Genomic DNA, 21,038 nt, shown 5'->3' on the forward strand with positions numbered 1-21,038 from the left:
ATCCTGGTTGTCTAAGCAACTCCACATCCTTTTCCACTTAACGTATACTTTGGGACCTTAGCTGGTGGTCTGGGCTGTTTCCCTTTTGACTACGGATCTTATCACTCGCAGTCTGACTCCCATGGATAAGTCTTTGGCATTCGGAGTTTGTCTGAATTCGGTAACCCGATGGGGGCCCCTAGTCCAAACAGTGCTCTACCTCCAAGACTCTTACAACATGAGGCTAGCCCTAAAGCTATTTCGGAGAGAACCAGCTATCTCCAGGTTCGATTGGAATTTCTCCGCTACCCACACCTCATCCCCGCACTTTTCAACGTGCGTGGGTTCGGGCCTCCATCCAGTGTTACCTGGACTTCACCCTGGACATGGGTAGATCACCTGGTTTCGGGTCTACGACCACATACTCATTCGCCCTATTCAGACTCGCTTTCGCTGCGGCTCCGTCTGTTCAACTTAACCTCGCATGTAATCGTAACTCGCCGGTTCATTCTACAAAAGGCACGCCATTACCCTGACCCGAAGGTCATAGGGCTTTGACTACTTGTAGGCACACGGTTTCAGGATCTGTTTCACTCCCCTTCCGGGGTGCTTTTCACCTTTCCCTCACGGTACTGGTTCACTATCGGTCACTAGGGAGTATTTAGCCTTGGGAGATGGTCCTCCCTGCTTCCGACGGGATTTCTCGTGTCCCGCCGTACTCAGGATCCACTCTGGAGGGAACGAAGTTTCAACTACGGGGCTGTTACCCTCTATGGCCGGCCTTTCCATGCCTGTTCATTTACTCCGTTCCTTTGTAACTCCGTGTAGAGTGTCCTACAACCCCAGGAGGCAAGCCTCCTGGTTTGGGCTAATCCCGTTTCGCTCGCCGCTACTCAGGGAATCGCGTTTGCTTTCTCTTCCTCCGGGTACTTAGATGTTTCAGTTCCCCGGGTCTGCCTCCAATGCCCTATGTATTCAGGCAAGGGTTCCATCCCATTACGGATAGAGGGTTTCCCCATTCGGAAATCTCCGGATCAAAGCTTACTTACAGCTCCCCGAAGCATATCGGTGTTAGTACCGTCCTTCATCGGCTCCTAGTGCCAAGGCATCCACCGTGCGCCCTTATTAACTTAACCTGTTCGGCTGCTGATAAGCTTCACATCTCTTCGTCATCTCAATCGTCAGCATCCTCACGTATACAAAACATACGCTCCGGTGCTTCCTCAATCAATTCCTCGATCTGTTCGCTTCTCATCACCCTCACGGTTTTTAAACTCTTATTTGATATAAGAGAGAAAACCTAAAATGGCGATTACTCGGTAATGTCTTCTTCATTACATTATCTAGTTTTCAAAGAACAAAATGAGAGATCATACTCTCAAAACTGAACGAACAAAGACCGTCACGTCTTGTATATATTCCTTAGAAAGGAGGTGATCCAGCCGCACCTTCCGATACGGCTACCTTGTTACGACTTCACCCCAATCATCTGTCCCACCTTAGGCGGCTGGCTCCAAAAGGTTACCCCACCGACTTCGGGTGTTACAAACTCTCGTGGTGTGACGGGCGGTGTGTACAAGGCCCGGGAACGTATTCACCGCGGCATGCTGATCCGCGATTACTAGCGATTCCAGCTTCATGCAGGCGAGTTGCAGCCTGCAATCCGAACTGAGAATGGTTTTATGGGATTCGCTTAACCTCGCGGTCTTGCAGCCCTTTGTACCATCCATTGTAGCACGTGTGTAGCCCAGGTCATAAGGGGCATGATGATTTGACGTCATCCCCACCTTCCTCCGGTTTGTCACCGGCAGTCACCTTAGAGTGCCCAACTGAATGCTGGCAACTAAGATCAAGGGTTGCGCTCGTTGCGGGACTTAACCCAACATCTCACGACACGAGCTGACGACAACCATGCACCACCTGTCATCCTGTCCCCCGAAGGGGAACGCCCTATCTCTAGGGTTGTCAGGAGATGTCAAGACCTGGTAAGGTTCTTCGCGTTGCTTCGAATTAAACCACATGCTCCACCGCTTGTGCGGGCCCCCGTCAATTCCTTTGAGTTTCAGCCTTGCGGCCGTACTCCCCAGGCGGAGTGCTTAATGCGTTAGCTGCAGCACTAAAGGGCGGAAACCCTCTAACACTTAGCACTCATCGTTTACGGCGTGGACTACCAGGGTATCTAATCCTGTTTGCTCCCCACGCTTTCGCGCCTCAGCGTCAGTTACAGACCAGAAAGTCGCCTTCGCCACTGGTGTTCCTCCACATCTCTACGCATTTCACCGCTACACGTGGAATTCCACTTTCCTCTTCTGCACTCAAGTCCCCCAGTTTCCAATGACCCTCCACGGTTGAGCCGTGGGCTTTCACATCAGACTTAAGAGACCGCCTGCGCGCGCTTTACGCCCAATAATTCCGGACAACGCTTGCCACCTACGTATTACCGCGGCTGCTGGCACGTAGTTAGCCGTGGCTTTCTGGTCAGGTACCGTCAAGGTGCCGGCAGTTACTCCGGCACTTGTTCTTCCCTGACAACAGAGTTTTACGATCCGAAAACCTTCATCACTCACGCGGCGTTGCTCCGTCAGACTTTCGTCCATTGCGGAAGATTCCCTACTGCTGCCTCCCGTAGGAGTCTGGGCCGTGTCTCAGTCCCAGTGTGGCCGATCACCCTCTCAGGTCGGCTACGCATCGTTGCCTTGGTGAGCCGTTACCTCACCAACTAGCTAATGCGCCGCGGGCCCATCTGTAAGTGATAGCCGAAACCATCTTTCAGCATATCCCCATGAGGGGAAATGCATTATCCGGTATTAGCTCCGGTTTCCCGAAGTTATCCCAGTCTTACAGGCAGGTTGCCCACGTGTTACTCACCCGTCCGCCGCTGACTTCAGGGAGCAAGCTCCCATCCGTCCGCTCGACTTGCATGTATTAGGCACGCCGCCAGCGTTCGTCCTGAGCCAGGATCAAACTCTCCATATAAGAGTAAGATTTAGCTCTGATAAAAATAAGATTTACGTTGACGTTTTTGTTCGTTCAGTTTTCAAAGGACGATCTTTCGATAGCGCTCTTCTGAAGCAGCTTTATTATAATACCAGTTTACCAATCTGTTGTCAACATGATTATTCTAAAATCTTTGTTGGAGATTCATAGATTGGTATGGAAAAATAATCAGCAGCTAATGTCGATTGCTGTTCATTTATAATAACAACACTAGAGCAGATGGTCAACAGCAAATGAGGTGGTAATTATTGGTTTTACAAAAAAACAAGACAGGCGCCCTCCCTTGAGCCGGAACCTGTCTATTGGCAGATCAGAAGTCCATAGCCAGTATCTTTTATTTTTTCAGCAATGCGATTATAGCCGCTGTCGTTGGGATGCACTCTGTCCATTGCCACAAGATCATTCTCGTTCCCTTTAAATGCCTGGTATATATTCACTGTCCGAAAATGATGGTGATCGCACAGCTGCTGGAGCTGTTTATTGAACTTTCTGATCCACCTGCCGGCTGTTTCTTCCTCCGGGACAGGACTATACAGGTTTAAGAGATAAACCATATAAGGTCCTCCATACTCTGCTTTCAACCCGGCTATATGGCTAACGATGCCGCTTACCTTTTCTGCCGAAATGTTCAGGCGCGAAGAAATTTCTTCTTCATTTTTTGTCAGCTGATATGACCTTAAACCCTGAATAAGATCGTTGCCTCCGGCTGTAATCGTAATTAGTTCTGATTCTGCTAATGCACTGGATACTATAGGAGACCTGATAGCTTCCAGAACTTCCCCTGAAAGAGCTCCGGGCCTCGCATAAGTTTTAAAGGCAACCCTCCTGCCAAGGGATTCTTCGGCAAGTCTGGCAAATCGAGGCACGAAGCCGGGCGAAAAGAAAGAAGCACCCACACCGGCAGTAATCGAATCGCCCACTGCTGTATAGTTCAGCGGACTTTTTTTGTCATCCAACCTGATTCCCTCCCTGCTGACTGGAATTTTCAGCGAAAGAACAGCCCATGCAGGGTTCAGCCTGCCTTTAAAATGGGGTACTTTCCGCTCAAGTAATCACTTATAACCCCCTCCGGCTTTAACCGCGGGAGTTACAGGAATTTAATTATTCATATTCAGCAGGGCCCATTATGGGTGATTGTACGAATAAATTATTTATAGCCGTACAGGCCTTCAACGGGAAGGTCAATGATAAACTGCGTTCCGTGCCCATCGCTCATTACATTCATCATGCCTCCGTGATTTTCGATAACCTTTTTGGAAACAGAGAGGCCCAGGCCTGTTCCGTCATCTTTCGTCGTAAAGAAAGGATCAAAAATATGGGGCAGAATAGAGGAGGGGATCCCCTTTCCATTATCCCTGAATTCGATTCTGATAAAAGAGTCCACCTTTTTGACAGATATGATTATTTTAAGAGGTTCGTTTCCTTTAGCCTGGAACGCATTCCTGAAAAGGTTGATGAATACCTGAAGCAATTCATCACGATCACCTTTAAAAATTGTTTCATCTGCCATTTCTGTAATATGATATTCAATTTCCGCATTATAAAGAAGCGCCTCGCTATTCAGGAATTTGCCTGTATATTCCAGTATAAATTCTTTTGTGTGAAGCAGCTCGCTGGTCGTTTCCCAGGGTTTTGCTATCCTGAGAAAATCTGTGATGATTTTATTGGCCCTGTCAATTTCAGGAATCAGCAGGGAAGAGAATAGCTCAGAGACCTCTTGGCTGGTCTTGCTTTGCAGAAGCTGGAGGTAGCCTCTTACCGTGGTAAGCGGGTTTCTGATTTCATGGGCTATACCTGCTGCAATCCTCCCTGCCAGAGCCTGCTTTTCCGCTTCCTTCACTCCATTAAGGAACTGGAACGCACCCAATACCCTTTTCACATTTCCACTTTCATCCAATATGATCCTTGTATTATTGATTCCGTAATTTTTGTCAAGTACTTCCCTGTTGTTGATCGGCTTCTTCGTCCTTAGGGATTCAAGCAAATTGATTTTATCATCAGGTATTTTGAGCAGCTCCCTGATATGGCGCCCCAGTATTTCCCTTCTGTCAGCATGAAGGTCTCTCGCAGCCTGGAGATTGCATAGCGTTATATGTCCGCTCCCATCTATAAAAACAATATGATGTGGAACCAGATCAAGTATAGGATTCAGGAAGCTTTCCAGCTGCTCAAATGAAACGCCTTCTTCCCCTTTATCCAGTCCAGGCCAATGACTCTGGGTTTTTTCTGCGTTTTTTTTAAGTTGTGATATTTCCTTCAGTAATTCGGCATTTTCCTGTTTAAGCCGTTGAACTTCATCCATGAAAACTTACTCCTTAAAGAGTGCATTATTTCTTTTATTATAATGCATTTCGCGTGAAAGGACATTATACAGATTTACCTTCAATATCAGGAAAGATAAGAACGGCCAGCTTGCCGATCAAAAAGCAGAACAATGTAATGAGCCCGGCTGAATATAACGGACTCCACAAATGCGAAATAGTCAAAACACCTGCCTGGATCAAAAGCTTTTCAAAAAGCCAAGCTCCCGCAAATAGCCCTGCAAATACTGCCTTCCTGAATTCGCAGATGACTATTACAGCTAAAATCAGGCTGTAAATCAGCCATAAGAGTGTGCTGAAAGCTATCTGATCACGGACATACGACTGAAAAATGCCTGGATGATAGATATGTATCCCAAAGAAAATTACCGTATAAAAAACTACAGACTGAATAATAGTGGTAATTGCCATATAAACCGTCACAAATCTTACAAAAGGTGAAGGATTTTTTAATGAATCCCTCCAACTGTCGACGACAAACATAGCTGCAAAAAGGATTAAGCTTGTGTACCATGTTTTCCACCAATACTGTTCATAGACGCCCTCTTTCAAGAAAAAGCTCTCTATCAAAAAGATTACGGCTATGACAGCAAGCCTCCATAGAAAGCCAAAACGGAAAATGGAGACCGCTGTAAGTACAGCAGGTATAAAAAGCGCCTGCGAAACGCTTGCACCAAATACTGCATCAAACCACTTTTCATCAAATACAGCCGGCTTGTATGTATATGCCTCTCCCAGAATAAAAACTATATATTCCAATATAAAGGACAGTCCCATCACAAAGAAATAGAGCGGTAGCGCCACCCGTATGTCTTTCCTGAAGGATATAATCATTAACACAATACTAAGAAATATCAAAGCAACAAAAAGATGCATGTTCGACACTGCTTTCTTCACATCCATCATATTCAGAGGTTTTTCTTTAGGTTGCCCGCTGCTGCCTGATTCATCCAAGCATAGAACAAAGAAGTGCATGGATCAAAAAGGAACGCAGACTAGAGAACGCCAAGCCATAGACAACATCTGGATGAGCAGCTTCCTTCGGTCGCCATGTCGTTCCTCCCGAAAGTTCGTTTTTTTGGCCTTTATCGGAGGATTTGCATGTGACCCCCGGGGAAGGCGCTGCTGCCTGGCGTACGGCGAGACTTCATAGTCATCTTGAATCATTACCGTTTATAAACGAAAAAAAACCAAATGGCTAGGCCATTTGGTTTCCTTATTTAGAGTAGATGCTATTATTAACAACAACCTGAAGCAGCTTAGTCGATTCCTTCATTTCGCTGTTGCAAAGGGGGCAAGCCGGCTTATCGCTGCTTTTAAAATTATCACGCAGCCATCCCTTGCAGCTGTCAGAAATACATTCCCAGACTTTCACTTCTTCCGTTTTTACTTCTTCGGTATTTTTTCTCCCGAATCCCATTGCCATAAAAGGCACCTCCTCAAAGAGCTGAAGCCCTTGGAAAATAAAAATTCACCCGTTATAAAATAAATGGACTAGATCCTTTATAACAAGTGAATCTGAAATTAAATGTAATTAGCTGAATTAAATACTTTATAAGTATACAGCATTTCCCTGTTTTTGTCAATGTACCAATTTAAATTTTGTTATTGTGAATCAGTGCCAGTTAAGGATGAAAAACCTGGATTTGAAGAAGGATAAGAACAAAAGATTACGCAGGGTTGCATAAAAGTGTATAATTACGAATGTCGATAATCAGAGATAATAGAAAGGATGATACAGATGGAAATTACAGGGCATTCGATCGAAGAAATCATTGATCCTACAGGGATACTCGAAGGGCAGAGGTTTGAGTTCCTTATAGATATAGAAGTTCCGGAAGAAGATGAATTGCACTCCGATGAGGGCCTGAGCCTGCGCGTCCTTTTTTACAAAGATGAAAAAGGTTCAAAAATCCTTAATTACCACTTCTTTTTTTCAGACGAAAAAGCTCTGGATTTTGCACTTGATGAAGAAGAAGAAAAGATGGTGGAAAGTTATTGCCGGACTAATCTCCCAGCATCATAAATTTCCTTACGGGAGTATATCAATAGCATAATTCCCCCCGTAAAAAAAAGAGCAGCGAGCTGCTCTTTTTCCTTTTCTATTCCTCAATTTTTTTTCCTTCTTCAATGATATGGTACATAAGATGTGCAAGATGATGGATAGGCCCGTACACTTCTTCCTCTTCACCTTCACTATCGTCCCCTGCTTCTTCACTGAATTCAAGATCGTTCAGCTGGAGTGCCGCAAATTGATAGAAATCCTTCAGCTCAAATGAATAACAGGCACTTGGATCTTCATTCTCTTCTTCATAATGGAGGACCAAATAAGATTCTTCCCCCTCTTTGCTGATGGCATCAAAGTAAATAAAGAAGCCGACATTTGTATCAAGTTCGAAAAGATGCCTTGTCCCGCCTTCTGTGGCAGTATTGAAATCCTCTTCATTCAATTTATTAACCTTCATGGCTTCAACCTGATCTTCTTTGTGAAATTCAACTGTGAAACTTTTCACTATACAACACCTCCGGAATCATTACTCTACTTATCATAACCATTCCTGCTGAACTACACAATTAAATGCCACTGATTTCATAATTCTTATGGTTTTCACATATATATATATCGCTTTTTTCTTCCTCACGCTAATATAGATATAAAAGACAGGGGGAACAGCGATGCTTACAGAAAGACAGCTGAAAGATATCAGGGAACTTCAGGACATTTGTGAAAAACACGAAAATTTCAGGCTGAAACTTAATTGGGATATGCTGAAATCAAGGCATATCGAGGCACAAACGGACTTCTTCACTTATAAGGACGGAAGATTGACAGGTTTTTTAGCGCTTTATCCTTTTGGAGCTAAAATGGAGGTCTGCGGAATGGTTCATCCTGAGCATCGGCAGAAGGGAGTCTTCACAGCCCTCTTAAGACAAGCTGAAACACAGTTGGCTGGCGTTACGGAGGTCCTTTTAAATGCCCCAGCGGAGTCCGGCGCTGCCAAACAGCTTTTCAAGTCGCTTCCTTGCACGTACTCATTCACAGAGCATCAGATGAAGCATCAGATGAAGTACTTTCATTCGGTTGCTATATCTGAAAAAGAAGGGGTAGCCATAAGGAACGCAACGGCCGGAGATGCGGAAATAAGCATTAGATTGGATGTTCTTTGTTTCAGCATGTCCGAAAAGGATGCAGCGATGTTTTATAAGCAAACAGCAGCCGACCAGGAACAGACTTCATTCATTATTGAATACCATGGTATCCCCGCCGGAAAAGTAAGGATCCAGACTGAAGGCCAAGAGAGCTGGATCTATGGATTTGCCATCCTTCCGGAGTTTCAGGGGCGCGGCATCGGAAAAACCGTTTTAAGCCGAATTATAGGGATGGAAAGGAAACAAGAGAGGGATATTTTCCTGGAAGTGGCCGCAGAAAATAACAATGCCCTAAAGCTTTATACATCATGCGGATTCATCCCGCTTGAATCCCAGGATTATTATGAACTGAAACTTGATTAGCAGGACGCAAATGCGCCCTGCTTTTTCCCTTATGTTTCTTTATCAAAATAAACAATCTCTGCTGAGAGCTCTTCCTCTGCTCTGATTACTGCAAAAGAAAACCGCGGCTGCCTCCTTTTATCAACAGGCGAACCAGGGTTTACAATGAGGGTCCCGTTTTCCTTTTTCAGGACGGGAATATGGGAATGCCCGTAGATAACACAGTCCAGCTCTATGGCTGCAAAAGCATCAAGCGCCCTTTTTTCCGTCGTCTTCCCTTTTCCATGTCCGTGCACAACACCTATTCTATAACTGTTTATTTCCAGGATGATCTTTTCCTCCAGCAATCCCTTAAGCTCTCCGCTATCCGTATTGCCCAGTACCCCTTCCAGCCTCCCGAAAGATGCGAGTTCCTTATAAACAGACAAGTCCTGCCAATCACCGGCATGAATGATGACATCAGAGATTTTCAGATATTCTGCAAGAAGCTTAGGCAGCTTCCTTCCCCTTTTTGGCATATGGGTATCCGATAAGGCGGTTATAAGCAAACCTTCCCCTCCTTTGTAAAGCAAAGAAGAGCCCCGCTAGGAGACTCTTCATCATATGAAGTCAATATTATAGTTTCGTCACATTAACAGCCTGCGGTCCACGCTGGCCTTCTTCAATGTCAAATTCAACTTCTTGACCTTCATCAAGGCTTTTGAAGCCTTCAGACTGGATTGCAGAGAAATGAACAAATACATCTTCTCCACCTTCAACTTCGATAAATCCGAAACCTTTTTCTGCATTGAACCATTTTACTTTACCTGTAGCCATTTACTTTTCCTCCTAAATTTCAACAAAATCTTTGGGCGAATGCCCTGCTGTATTAATATGGGTAAGTTTTACAGATTTTATAATCATTTTTTAAATTTTTTTGAGGAAAGATATTCCATCCTCAAATAAAATCCTTAAACTTGCCCTTAATCATATATTACCCCTTTGAGTTAGGAGTAAAACCTGATTTTCCGCTTCTGCCTCTTCTGCGGTCGCGTCCGCTTCCACCACTCCGGCTTCTATCGTTCCGGCGGGTTCTGTCACGGTCGAACTTCGGCTTTCTTGAGCGGATCGGTTCAACAGCAGTCAGCTTGACAGGTGTCACATCAGGCTCTTTTGTAAGCAGCTTAAGAGCAGCTGCCAGCAGGGTGACTGAATCTGTTTCTTCAAGCAAACTCTCTGCAGATCTTTTATATTCGTTATATTCTTCATTTTCGATAACCTTCATCATTTTATTGATGGTTGCCTGCTGGCTGCCGGCAATTACATCAGTAAAGCTAGGTATCGGCTTTTTCGTCATTTTTGTTTTCGTTACCCGCTCGATGAGCTTCAGATGATCGATTTCACGCGGGGATGCAAATGTTACGGCAAGTCCCTTTTTCCCTGCGCGCCCAGTCCGGCCTATACGGTGTACATAGCTTTCCGGGTCCTGAGGGATATCAAAGTTGTATACATGTGACACACCGCTGATATCAAGTCCCCTTGCAGCCACATCTGTCGCCACCATGATATCGATCGTCTGCTCCTTAAAGCGGCGGATAACCTGGTCACGCTTATTCTGAGGAACATCCCCATGGATGCCTTCAGCAGAATAGCCGCGTTTGATCAGCCCTTCCACAACTTCGTCCACACGCTTCTTAGTGCGTCCGAACACGATAGCAAGTTCCGGGGACTGGATGTCCAGCATGCTGCATAAAACATCGAATTTCTGCTTTTCATGCACTTCCATATAATGCTGCTCAATATTTTTTACAGTAAGTTCCTTCGACTTGACTTGAACCATCTCTGGTTCTGTCATGAATCTTTCTGCCAGAGATTGGATGCGCCTTGGCATTGTTGCTGAAAACAGCAAAGTCTGGCGCTGTTCAGGCACTTCGCTGAGGATGCGTTCAATATCCTCGATAAAGCCCATATTCAGCATTTCATCAGCCTCATCAAGCACAGCCAATTTAATTTTATTCAGGCGGATTGTCTTTCTCTCGATATGATCAATCAGCCTTCCCGGCGTAGCTGCAATAATATGCGGGCCCCGGTCCTTCTTCAAAGCGCGGATTTGCCTGGAAATGTCCTGGCCGCCATAAATCGGCAGGGTACGGACGCCTTTCACCTGTCCAATCCGGTTCAATTCTTCAGCCACCTGTACGGCAAGCTCGCGGGTAGGAGCCAGCACAAGGCCCTGAATTCCTTCAGTTATGTCTATCTTTTCCAAAAGCGGAATGCCGAAAGCAGTGGTTTTCCCTGTCCCGGTCTGCGCCTGGCCAATCATATCCCTGCCGCTCAGCCCGATCGGGATGGCCTGTGCCTGGATTGGGGTAGGCTCTTCAAAGCCCATATTGGAAACTGCTTTTTCAAGCTCTTTGCTTAAATTAAAATCCGAAAAAGTTGTCAAAGTGTAAATCCTCCTTAATTTTTAACCATTTGATTCTTATCAATTGTTTATAGGGTTGCAGCAGGTATATTTCTAGGCTAACCACTTTCTATCTCTTTTTTACATTTCCGATTCAAATAAGTTTAAACCCCGCCCAAGTGATTATATTTAAAGCACAATCAAAGTCCGCCTCCCGGGCGGTATTCTAGGGGAATGGTGGAAGGATACAAAATGGAGTAAATGAAGGAAAGAAAAGCCTTATTTAGGATCCTGCTTCTTTTTTTAAAATTGCCGTCCGTTTCAATACACAAAAAGGCGATGCATGCTTTGCCATGCATCACCTCATCATTAATGCTATTAGCCTTTAACTACGTTAGAAGCTTGTGGTCCACGGTTGCCTTCAACGATTTCGAAAGATACTGCTTCGCCTTCTTCTAAAGACTTGAAACCTTCAGACTGGATAGCTGAAAAGTGAACGAAAACGTCTTGGCCTTCTGATGTTTCGATAAATCCAAATCCTTTTTCTGCATTAAACCATTTTACTTTACCTGTGTTCATGTATAAAAACCTCCAAAAAGTGTTTCACTATAAGTTTGCGGTATAATATAAAAACAAAAAAATCGCAGCCTGCTTTGTTGAAGAAGTTTAAGATCCGACTACAATCTTGCAGCTTCGACTACTTATCCAAATATATAAAACGAATCTTAAAGTGTTAACTTAATATTACTTCATTAAAAAGAACAAGTCAACCTTTTGTTCAGGAGCCTGTCTCCAGCGTCTTTTCAGCTGCTACAACCGTATGCTTCAGCAGCATGGAAATTGTGACGGGGCCGACCCCGCCTGGCACAGGTGTAATGGCTGATGCCTTTTCTAAGCAGCTTTCATATTCCGCGTCCCCAACATTCCCTTTATTATATCCCGCATCCAGAATGACAGCCCCGGGCTTGATCCAATCTCCTTTTATAAATTCCGGCTTTCCGACAGCTGCAATGACAAGATCGGCCTGCCCAACAAACTGGGAAAGGTTTTCTGTATAGGAGTGGCAAGTTGTTACTGTCGCATTCCTGTTTAAAAGCAACGCAGAAACCGGTTTGCCGAGGATCGGGCTTCTCCCTACCACTACAGCATGCTTCCCTTCAACCGGAAGTTTATAATAATCGATAATTGCCATAATTGCTGCAGGGGTGCATGAGGGATATGTACCAAATCCCAAGGCAGTCTGCCCGTATCCGCGGCTTGTCACGCCGTCAACATCCTTCTCAATGCTGATAGTTTCAAATGCCTTCCGCTCATCTATATGTCCAGGAACAGGATGCTGAAGCAGGATGCCATGAACTTCCTTATTTTGATTCAGTTCCTCAATCTTTTTTACCAGTTCTTCTGTTGTGGTTTCTTTCGGCATGTGAATTCGTTCAGACCGGATGCCAAGCCGGGCGCAGGCATTTCCTTTCATTCTGACATAAGTCTCAGAAGATGGATCATCTCCAACCAGGATTGTGGCAAGGCAGGGAGTGATGCCTTTTTCCCTGAGGTTTTCCACCCTTGGCATCAATCCTTCTTTAATATCAGCTGCCACCCGCTTACCATCAAGAATCATTTTTTCGTTCATAGCATACAACCTCCAGGTATAAGATTCAGTCCGCTTTTGCAAATGCCAAAGCAGTCTGCTGGCTGCCCAGACGACCGGCTATATATATGTACGCAGCTCCACTGTGGTTTCTTCCACTATCGTCGTCAGTCACTGCGCCTTTTTTAATATTTTCCCCATCACAATTATATCACAAAACACAGATGATATGAATAATACTCTATATAAACGTTCGTATTTTCAACACGCGCTGCTAGTATCATATAAAGTATTACTTTAGGCGTATATCAGTGAATTGAAAAAGGACAGCATGCAAGCACGCTGTCCTTTTTATCATATTTGAGGCTATATATAGTATATTATTAAATGTAATTTTAACCTAAAACAATGAAAGCCCTGCCTCTCTTCCATCCTTGCGGCTCCGAGACCGCGCCAGCGAGAATCAGGTAAACAATCGGGATAAGATAGCAGCTCTTTAAGATTCATTCATTTAAAGACCGCATTATTGAATTGAATTCATGCGAAGAAAATGTTTCGGGTTTATAGAAGATGTGCATTAAGAAGAAATCATACCATTCAGGCCGCACCCTGCTGTACAGCAGCCGCACCTGATCATCAAGCTGTCCACAAATTAATTCTTAAAGGTATAAACCTATTGTTGCTAAGCAGTAAAAATCTAAAGAGCATGATCTGCAAAATGGCGTTCCGCTCCATTCTGCCCGCAGATATCCTCAAATACGTGCTTCACTAGTATATCATAAAATCAAAGACTGTCAACTATCTGGAAATCAACAGCCGAATTCCTGTCCGTCACCTGAACCTGTAATGTCAAACGGCGGTGAAGTTCAGCATAAACGTTTCAAGAAGCTTAGCTGTATCAATCTCCATTGCAATATAATCTAGAGTATCCTCAGGCTGCTCCTCAGGCTTTGGCCGAAAATCAGCATTCGTTTTACCTTGCGCTCCGCCAAACTGCTCAACCCTGACCCTCCGCTTAATGAATTTCGCTAAATCCGTATTGGTCAGTACAATCAGCGGGACAGCATCATGAATGGGGGCGCCTCCTATGCCGGGTACGTTTTTTTTATAAGCCTGGAAATAATATTCAAAGGCTGGCTTTATAAGATCTTTGTATGGGGACTTAGTATTCTTGAAAATGTATTCAATCATTTCAGGCGTTACGACAGCTTTGTTGGTGACATTAAGTGGAAAAAGGTATACATTCCTTCCTTTTTCCAGAACGATGTCAGCAGCAAGGGGGTCAGAATAAAAATTAGCCTCTGCTTCCGCTGAGACATTGCCGGGAACCAGAAAGGCACCGCCCATCATATAGATTGCATTAACATCCTTATAGGCATCCTCTCCATAAATAATCAGCGGGAGAGCTAAATCTGTCTGCCTGCCTAAGCCAACAAGGACAATATCATTTTTGTACTGATTAATAATGTCAATGATCTTATTGATATCATAAACCTTCACCCCGGTAAAATCTTCAGGAGGCTGAATGGGTCCGAGCCCCTCTTCTCCATGTATCTCCGGATAAAATGTGGCAGGTTTGCCTGAGAGAGGCCCGGAAACACCCGCAATGATCGGAATATCCTCACGGCCGCCAAGTTTAAGGAGATAGGCTGTATTTCTGAGGGATTCTTCCTTGGTGATATTTCCATACCCGCTTACTACCCCGACAATATTCAATTCCGGATTTTGCACGGCGTACATCAAAGCAAGTGAGTCATCAATACCAGAATCTACAAACAGAAGTATATTGATCACCATGATCTCCTCCTTTCCCTATTGCTCATACTTATGCAGGCAAAGCCCTCTTTAAACATCTTTGGGCTGCAGGCAGAGTAAAAAAGCCTATAAAGGCTATATTGCTTTTTTAATGGCACCCAATTCAATCAACCTCACTCTTATGCACCAGGGACATATTATCAGTATTATCTAAAAACCTTTGCTGCAGCAACCGCCTTCCCCCACCCCTCACACAGGGTCTTTCTTGTTTCCTCCTCCATAGCTGGAGTGAATTCCCTGTCACAGGACCACTGGTTCTTTATTTCATCCCGGCTTCCCCAATAGCCGACGGCAAGGCCTGCGAGATAGGCGGCTCCAAGGGCTGTCGTCTCATTGATAACGGGCCTTTCAACAGGAACATTGAGGATGTCGCCCTGGAATTGCATTAGAAAATTGTTCTTGACGGCTCCGCCGTCTGCCCGGAGCCTTTTCACCCTGATGGAAGAATCGCTTTCCATTGCTTCAAGTACATCCTTCGTTTGATATGCCAGTGATTCAAGCGCCGCACGGATGAAATGTTCTTTTGTAGTTCCCCTGGTAATTCCAAAGACAGAACCCCTTACGTCACTGTCCCAGTGCGGTGTTCCCAGGCCCACAAAAGCAGGGACTATATAGACACCGTCTGTTGAACCTACAGCGGAGGCATATCTTTCGCTGTCTCCCGCTTTCTTGATCATCCGCAGCCCATCACGGAGCCATTGGATCGCTGAACCCGCAACAAATATGCTGCCTTCCAAGGCGTATTCCACTTCCCCGCCGATTCCCCATGCAATGGTGGTCAGGAGTCCATGATTTGAGACTACCGCCTTTTTACCGGTATTCATCAGCATAAAACATCCTGTTCCATATGTGTTCTTTACCATTCCTTCTTCAAAACAGGCCTGCCCGAACAATGCTGCCTGCTGATCTCCCGCAGCTCCGGCGATCGGCACCTCCTCGCCAAAGAAATGGTAAGAAGCGGTTTTTCCGTATACTTCTGAAGAAGAACGGACATGAGGGAGCATGGAAGAAGGAATCCCCAATATTTCCAATAGCTCTTCATCCCATTTCAGTTCATGGATATTGAACAAAAGCGTTCTTGATGCATTTGAATAGTCTGTCACATGGACCCTGCCCCCTGACAGCTTCCAGATGAGCCAGGAATCGATCGTCCCAAAAAGCAGCTTCCCCTCGCCAGCCTTCTCCCTTGCTCCTTCAACATGGTCCAGGATCCATTTGATTTTCGTACCTGAAAAATAAGCATCAATCAAAAGGCCGGTTTTTCTTCTGAATAAATCTTCAAATCCTTGATCTTTTAATTCTTTGCAGATTTCGCTTGTCTGCCTGGACTGCCAGACAATCGCATTATAAATAGGCTGCCCTGTTTCTTTATCCCATACGACAGCTGTTTCCCTTTGGTTTGTAATGCCGATCCCTGCAATCTGCTTAGGGCTGATGCCCGATTCAGAGAGGACGCCCGCTATAACTGCCAATATTGAGCCCCAAATTTCATTAGCGCTGTGCTCCACCCAGCCGGGGGCCGGGAAAATCTGGGTGAATTCCTTTTGTGCAGAATGGATGATTTCTCCCTTTTGATTAAACAAAATAGCCCTTGAGCTTGTAGTCCCCTGATCAAGCGACAATATATATGTATCCATCCAAAATCTCCTCCAAATCTATGCGCGGCAGGCGCCAGCCATTTATTTAAATGGCCGTAAATACTCCACCTGCCACCCTAACTAAATTTCAGCCATATGATAGGATTCTGCATTTTTCCATGAATTCCTTTACAGATTCTTCCGATATTCGTAGAGCCTGAAAAGTATGATGCAGGCAGCCAGCCATGCTCCCCCGGCAAGAAATCCGCCTATCACATCACTAGGATAGTGAACTCCCAGATAAATTCTGCTTAAGCCGACCATAAGAATCACCAGGACATTTGCCGTGACAGACAGAAGCTTCAGGCTGAGCCGCGAAAACAGATGGACCAATATATAGGCGGATGCTCCGTAAAATATAAAAGAACCCATAGAATGCCCGCTGGGAAAGCTGAAGCCTGTTTCATTCAGGAGCGGGAGGATATCAGGCCGCTGCCGTTTAAAAATCCACTTGAGGAGCAGATTGAACAGCGCACCCCCACCTGACCCAGCCAGCAGAAAGACGCTTAATGCCCATTTTTTGAAAACCATGAGTATAACTCCACCTGCTGCTGCCAGAAATACAAGACACTTTACAGAACCCAGGAATGTAACCGCGAACATCAATGCAGTCAGCTGGTCATTGATAAATGATTGGACAATATTGATGATTGCATGGTCAAAAGCCTCCAGTTCGCTTTCTTTCACCTCTTCTGCGATTTCAGCAAAAAGAAAAGTAAAAAGGCCAAGAAGAGCAGCAGCAGAAAGAATATACAAAGTATTGATTCTCGTCAGTTTTTTCATACACGACTTCCTTTTCTTGTTTTTAACCAATACTTCTATATTGCCTATTTAGGCGGGTTGTGAACATAATCCGGCTATTCAATAAGAAAAAAACCGCACAGAGGCGGTTTTTTATGCTTCTTTCTTTTCTTTCGGCCTTGCAGCAGCCCTTTTCTTGCGAGCGGCCGGCTTTTTCGGCTTAGCGGGTTTGGTATTGTCGATGGATGCCTGCAATGCTGCCATCAGATCTGTGACATTGGACTTTGTTTCCTTCTCTGCAGGAGTGACAACTTCTTTGCCTGTACGTTTTGATTCAATTAGATCCAGAAGCGCCGTCCTGTATTCGTCCGTATATTTATCCGGCTCAAAGACTGTAGTCAGCTGATCGATGAGCATGATGGCAGTTTCCAGCTCTTTTTCCGTTACTTTGTCCTCAGAAGGGACATTCGGGACATCGCCGGCTTTCCTCACTTCATCCGGGAAATGTATGGTTTCCATGATCAATGTGTTTTCAAACACCCTGACAACGGCCAGCTGCTCTTTTGAACGGATGATGATTTTGGCCAGCCCCACCTTCTCTGAGTCTTCCAGGGCTTTTCTCAAGAGAGAATAAGCCTTCCCTCCCCCGTCCCCTGGCGACATATAATAGCTGCGGTCATAATAGATGGGATCGATTTCGGCCATTTTTACAAAATCAATAATTTCTACAGCTTTATCTTCATTTGCCTGCTTTAATTTTTTCAGATCTTCGTCTTCAAGAACGACGAATTTTCCCTTTGTGTATTCATAAGCCTTCACAATATCCTCAGGCTTGACTTCTGTATCACAGACCGGACAGATTTTCTCATATTTAATTGGTGAATGGCACTCTTTATGAAGCGTCCGCAGTTTAATATCCTTGTCCTCTGTTGCTGCATGGAGCTTAATCGGTATATTGACAAGCCCGAAGCTGATGCTTCCTTTCCAGATTGTATGCATTCTGATTCTCCATTCTATAGTCTTTAACTATAATGTGCGATGATTCACCATATGAAATGCAAGATAACTTCTGCCAGCAGAGTAGGATTCCCGCCAGAAAGGAATAATGGAGGATGAGCAGATACGCAAGCTGATGTATAAATTATGAAGCAAAAAAAAGGAGTGTCTTTATGAAGCCGATGCTTCCGAGCCTGACCTTTGATGCTCCAGATGCCAAGGGCTGGTTTTATGAAGTAAAATACGACGGATTCCGGGCCATTCTTGAGTGGGATGAGATGGGACTTTCTCTGACGAGCAGAAATGGCAAACCGCTGCTTGAACTTTTTCCGGAAATCAGGTCCTTTCTTGAGGAAAACATCCCGCTGTTCCGGCCCTTCCTTCCTCTTCAAATGGATGGAGAGCTTGTTTATTTAGAAAATAAACATAAAGCCCATTTTGGTTCTATCCAAGTAAGAGGGAGAATGCGTTCAGAAAAGAGGATTTTGGAAAAAGCCAGGCAATCGCCCTGCCGCTTATTGATATTTGATGCATTAAAGCTTAAAGGAAAGAGCATTGCAGCATTGGATTATAAGGAGAGGAAGGCCGAATTGGAGAAGTTCTTCACTTCAGCAAAGCTCCCGCTTGAGCCTGACGAAAAAAGCACAAAGCTTCTTCAACTGATACCAAGATATGATGATTTCAAAAATCTGTGGGAACAGGTGATCCTTCATGATGGCGAAGGAATTGTGGCTAAACAGGAGAAAAGCAAATGGGAGGAAGGAAAACGCTCAACTTCGTGGCAAAAATATAAAAATTGGAAGTATGTGTCATGTTTTATCACGGCTTATGAAAAATCAAATGGTTATTTCTATGCAGGCGTGTTCGATGGCGGAAGGGTCCATCATATCGGCCAATTTATCTTCGGGCTAAAGCCTGATGAAAAGAAGGCCCTTATGGAGACAATCAAAAACAACAAAAGAGATGAAGATGGCAGATTTGTTTATGTAAATCCCGGCATTTGTACAGAACTGAAGTACCTGGAGATTTATGATGGACAGATGCGCGAGCCCCACTTCCATCAATTCCGTTTTGACCTTATGCCCGAACAGTGCACCTACAGCCAATTTGCCGAACAGCAGAAAAACCTGCCCGAAGATGTAGAAATCACACATCCTGACAAACCCATCTGGGAAACGCCAGCCCTTAAGAAGATAGACTTCATCCATTATCTGCGGGAAATTTCCCCATATATGCTGCCATTTTTAAAAGATAGGCTTCTCACCGTCATCAGGTATCCGCACGGTATTTTCGGGGAACCATTTTACCAAAAAAACGCACCGGACTATACACCTGATTTTGCTGAAACAAAAATGTCAGATGGAATCAATTATATTGTCTGCAATAATCTCAAGACATTTCTCTGGCTCGGCAATCAGCTGGCATTTGAATTTCATATACCATTTCAGACCATTAAAAGCCAAGGTCCGTCTGAAATCGTCTTCGATCTGGATCCGCCGTCCCGGGACGCTTTCACCCTTGCGATAAAGGCCGCCCTGATGATTAAAGAAGTGCTTGACCATCTTAAACTCACTTCATTTGTGAAGACATCCGGGAATAAAGGACTGCAGGTTTACATCCCGCTTCCTGAGAATGCCTACACTTATGATGATACACGCCTGTTCACTTCTTTCATTGCTGACTATCTGATATCCAAAGAACCGGACCTTTTTACAACTGAAAGAATGAAGAAAAACCGGGGCGGCAGACTTTATGTTGATTATATCCAGCATGCAGAGGGAAAGACGATCGTGGCACCATATTCAGCCAGAGGCAACCAGTATGCCGGTATCGCGGCACCGCTGTTTTGGGAAGAAGTCAATGACCGGCTCAGGATGGAAGAATTCCGGGTAGATAATGTGGTAAAACGGATCAACAAACTGGGAGACCCGCTGCAAGGCTATTTTGCCGCAAAGGATCTGCAGGCTTTTTCTCCGGTGCTTGAGTTTTTGAATGCTGAAAAAAAGACCTGAAGAGTATATTTCTTCAATGAAAAAGAATGCTGCGGCGGCAGCATTCTTTTCTCATCATAGGTATTTCTCTATTATTTCACCGGCATGTTTCTGCAGCTTACCATACTGGCCTGCTTCGGCCTCAAAGTAATTTTTCTCACCCAATGTAAACGCCTTAGGCTGGGCAGGATCCATATAGACCTCTACACGGTACATATACGTGGCGTTCCCGATCAGATCGATTGAATACCCGCCATTTGATTCATGTGCGACACATTGGACCTTCCCCCCATTATTGTACACATCCACCGGCCTTTCAAGCTTATTCATCCCTTGAAGGCAGGAAACCAGGGTGGAAGCTGACATCGCAGTTCCGCAGGCATTCGTAAAGCCCACTCCGCGCTCAAAAGTCCTCACGTAAATGCTTTCCTCTTTAAGAGGCTTGATGAAGCTCACATTCACTCCATCAGGGAACAGCTCATTCGGGCCATTGACCTGCTCGCTGATTTCTTTTTGAAGATCTGATTGAATATCATCTTTGCTGCAAACTGCAATCAGATGCGGATTGGGCACAGCCAAAGCTGTGAAATGAAGCGAATCTGACAGCGAGCTTATTTTCTCATCCTTCAATGTCTCCTGATTCAGCATAAGCGGCAAATCACGAAGCTGGAAGGAGACTGGTGATATTTCAACAAGATAGGTTGGAATCTCCGGGAAGATATCCGGCCGCTTTTCAACCTTCAAATCAGCTTTCATTGTTTCAATGATCGCTTCCTTCAAATCTAATAGTTCGCATACATAGCGGGCGACACAGCGCAGGCCATTGCCGCACATGGAAGCTTCTGAACCATCGGCATTAAAAACCCTCATCCGGGCATCAGCTTTATCACTTTTCATTGCAAAAAGAACTCCATCTGCCCCCAGTTCAGAATCCCGGCGGCAAAGAGCGATGGCAAGCTCCCGCCGCTGCTCTTCAGTAAATCCATAATTTTTTGATATTTCATCTATCAGCAAAAAGTCGTTGCCCGACCCATGGCATTTCAGTATTTTTATTTCCATTTCAAAACCCCCATTTTTCCTTTAACCTGCTAAATCATC

18 protein-coding genes, 2 rRNA genes and 1 riboswitch (1 of these 21 only partly in view) are annotated in these 21,038 nt (G+C 44.9%); of the genes, 3 read left to right on the forward strand and 17 right to left on the reverse strand.

The genetic code is table 11. The features are described 5' to 3' along the window. From AC4E8B_RS15370 to AC4E8B_RS15395, 6 genes are all read right to left on the reverse strand, one after another. Window positions 1–1,115 (reverse strand): 23S ribosomal RNA (locus AC4E8B_RS15370); it reaches 1,830 nt to the left of the window's first position. Window positions 1,116–1,405: 290 nt separating this feature from the next. Then, window positions 1,406–2,955 (reverse strand): 16S ribosomal RNA (locus AC4E8B_RS15375). Together the 16S and 23S rRNA genes form the textbook arrangement of a ribosomal RNA operon. 320 nt (window positions 2,956–3,275) lie before the next feature. Beyond that, complete coding sequence (locus tag AC4E8B_RS15380; RefSeq protein WP_490214236.1) at window positions 3,276–3,932, reverse strand: GDSL-type esterase/lipase family protein; 657 nt, start codon at window positions 3,930–3,932, stop codon at window positions 3,276–3,278. A 191-nt stretch (window positions 3,933–4,123) separates the two neighbouring features. Continuing rightward, window positions 4,124–5,278, reverse strand: a complete 1,155-nt coding sequence (locus AC4E8B_RS15385) for a two-component system sensor histidine kinase NtrB (RefSeq protein WP_490214237.1) — start codon at window positions 5,276–5,278, stop codon at window positions 4,124–4,126. 64 nt (window positions 5,279–5,342) lie between these two features. Then, complete coding sequence (locus AC4E8B_RS15390) at window positions 5,343–6,194, reverse strand: hypothetical protein (RefSeq protein WP_490214238.1); 852 nt, start codon at window positions 6,192–6,194, stop codon at window positions 5,343–5,345. Window positions 6,195–6,513: 319 nt separating this feature from the next. Then, the gene (locus tag AC4E8B_RS15395) at window positions 6,514–6,723 is read right to left on the reverse strand and encodes a cold-shock protein (RefSeq protein WP_490214239.1); all 210 of its coding nucleotides are present in this window, start codon (window positions 6,721–6,723) and stop codon (window positions 6,514–6,516) included. A 315-nt stretch (window positions 6,724–7,038) separates the two neighbouring features. On the opposite strand from AC4E8B_RS15395, the gene AC4E8B_RS15400 reads away from it, so the two are divergent. After that, window positions 7,039–7,323, forward strand: a complete 285-nt coding sequence (locus AC4E8B_RS15400) for a DUF6509 family protein (RefSeq protein ID WP_490214240.1) — start codon at window positions 7,039–7,041, stop codon at window positions 7,321–7,323. Between the two features lie 76 nt (window positions 7,324–7,399). Here the strand turns inward: AC4E8B_RS15400 and AC4E8B_RS15405 are convergent, their stop codons facing one another. Beyond that, window positions 7,400–7,810, reverse strand: a complete 411-nt coding sequence (locus AC4E8B_RS15405) for a cytosolic protein (RefSeq protein WP_490214241.1) — start codon at window positions 7,808–7,810, stop codon at window positions 7,400–7,402. A 163-nt stretch (window positions 7,811–7,973) separates the two neighbouring features. Here AC4E8B_RS15405 and AC4E8B_RS15410 point away from each other — a divergent pair, with 163 nt between their 5' ends. After that, on the forward strand, window positions 7,974–8,810 hold the full coding sequence (locus AC4E8B_RS15410; protein WP_490214242.1) for a GNAT family N-acetyltransferase: 837 nt from the start codon (window positions 7,974–7,976) through the stop codon (window positions 8,808–8,810). Between the two features lie 29 nt (window positions 8,811–8,839). Here AC4E8B_RS15410 and AC4E8B_RS15415 read toward each other — a convergent pair whose 3' ends face one another. The 9 genes from AC4E8B_RS15415 to ku all read right to left on the reverse strand — a co-directional run bounded on the left by AC4E8B_RS15415 (window position 8,840) and on the right by ku (window position 17,952). Next, complete coding sequence (locus AC4E8B_RS15415) at window positions 8,840–9,337, reverse strand: metallophosphoesterase family protein (RefSeq protein ID WP_490214243.1); 498 nt, start codon at window positions 9,335–9,337, stop codon at window positions 8,840–8,842. A 67-nt stretch (window positions 9,338–9,404) separates the two neighbouring features. After that, on the reverse strand, window positions 9,405–9,605 hold the full coding sequence (locus tag AC4E8B_RS15420; RefSeq protein ID WP_009795530.1) for a cold-shock protein: 201 nt from the start codon (window positions 9,603–9,605) through the stop codon (window positions 9,405–9,407). A 157-nt stretch (window positions 9,606–9,762) separates the two neighbouring features. Next, entirely contained in the window at window positions 9,763–11,214 is a 1,452-nt protein-coding gene (gene cshA / locus AC4E8B_RS15425; RefSeq protein WP_490214244.1) for a degradosome RNA helicase CshA, read from the reverse strand. A 336-nt stretch (window positions 11,215–11,550) separates the two neighbouring features. Then, window positions 11,551–11,751, reverse strand: a complete 201-nt coding sequence (locus AC4E8B_RS15430) for a cold-shock protein (protein ID WP_490214245.1) — start codon at window positions 11,749–11,751, stop codon at window positions 11,551–11,553. Window positions 11,752–11,950: 199 nt separating this feature from the next. Continuing rightward, on the reverse strand, window positions 11,951–12,802 hold the full coding sequence (locus AC4E8B_RS15435) for a bifunctional 5,10-methylenetetrahydrofolate dehydrogenase/5,10-methenyltetrahydrofolate cyclohydrolase (RefSeq protein WP_490214246.1): 852 nt from the start codon (window positions 12,800–12,802) through the stop codon (window positions 11,951–11,953). A gap of 57 nt (window positions 12,803–12,859) precedes the next feature. Beyond that, window positions 12,860–12,945: riboswitch (ZMP/ZTP riboswitch) on the reverse strand. A 664-nt stretch (window positions 12,946–13,609) separates the two neighbouring features. Continuing rightward, window positions 13,610–14,557: a nucleoside hydrolase gene (locus tag AC4E8B_RS15440; protein WP_490214247.1), complete on the reverse strand. Its 948-nt coding sequence runs from the start codon at window positions 14,555–14,557 to the stop codon at window positions 13,610–13,612. A gap of 164 nt (window positions 14,558–14,721) precedes the next feature. Further along, the gene (glpK, locus tag AC4E8B_RS15445; protein WP_490214248.1) at window positions 14,722–16,212 is read right to left on the reverse strand and encodes a glycerol kinase GlpK; all 1,491 of its coding nucleotides are present in this window, start codon (window positions 16,210–16,212) and stop codon (window positions 14,722–14,724) included. Between the two features lie 129 nt (window positions 16,213–16,341). Further along, entirely contained in the window at window positions 16,342–16,995 is a 654-nt protein-coding gene (locus AC4E8B_RS15450) for a phosphatase PAP2 family protein (RefSeq protein ID WP_490214249.1), read from the reverse strand. A 111-nt stretch (window positions 16,996–17,106) separates the two neighbouring features. Beyond that, window positions 17,107–17,952: a non-homologous end joining protein Ku gene (gene ku / locus AC4E8B_RS15455; protein WP_490214250.1), complete on the reverse strand. Its 846-nt coding sequence runs from the start codon at window positions 17,950–17,952 to the stop codon at window positions 17,107–17,109. Between the two features lie 170 nt (window positions 17,953–18,122). Between ku and AC4E8B_RS15460 the strand changes: the two genes are divergently transcribed. After that, a complete protein-coding gene (locus AC4E8B_RS15460) occupies window positions 18,123–19,961 on the forward strand; it encodes a DNA ligase D (RefSeq protein ID WP_490214251.1) in 1,839 nt (612 codons plus the stop codon). A 54-nt stretch (window positions 19,962–20,015) separates the two neighbouring features. On the opposite strand, the gene dapF is transcribed toward AC4E8B_RS15460, so the two are convergent. Continuing rightward, window positions 20,016–20,999: a diaminopimelate epimerase gene (gene dapF, locus AC4E8B_RS15465; protein WP_490214252.1), complete on the reverse strand. Its 984-nt coding sequence runs from the start codon at window positions 20,997–20,999 to the stop codon at window positions 20,016–20,018. Window positions 21,000–21,038: the final 39 nt, after the last annotated feature.

This window comes from Bacillus sp. SRL543, assembly GCF_984799205.1.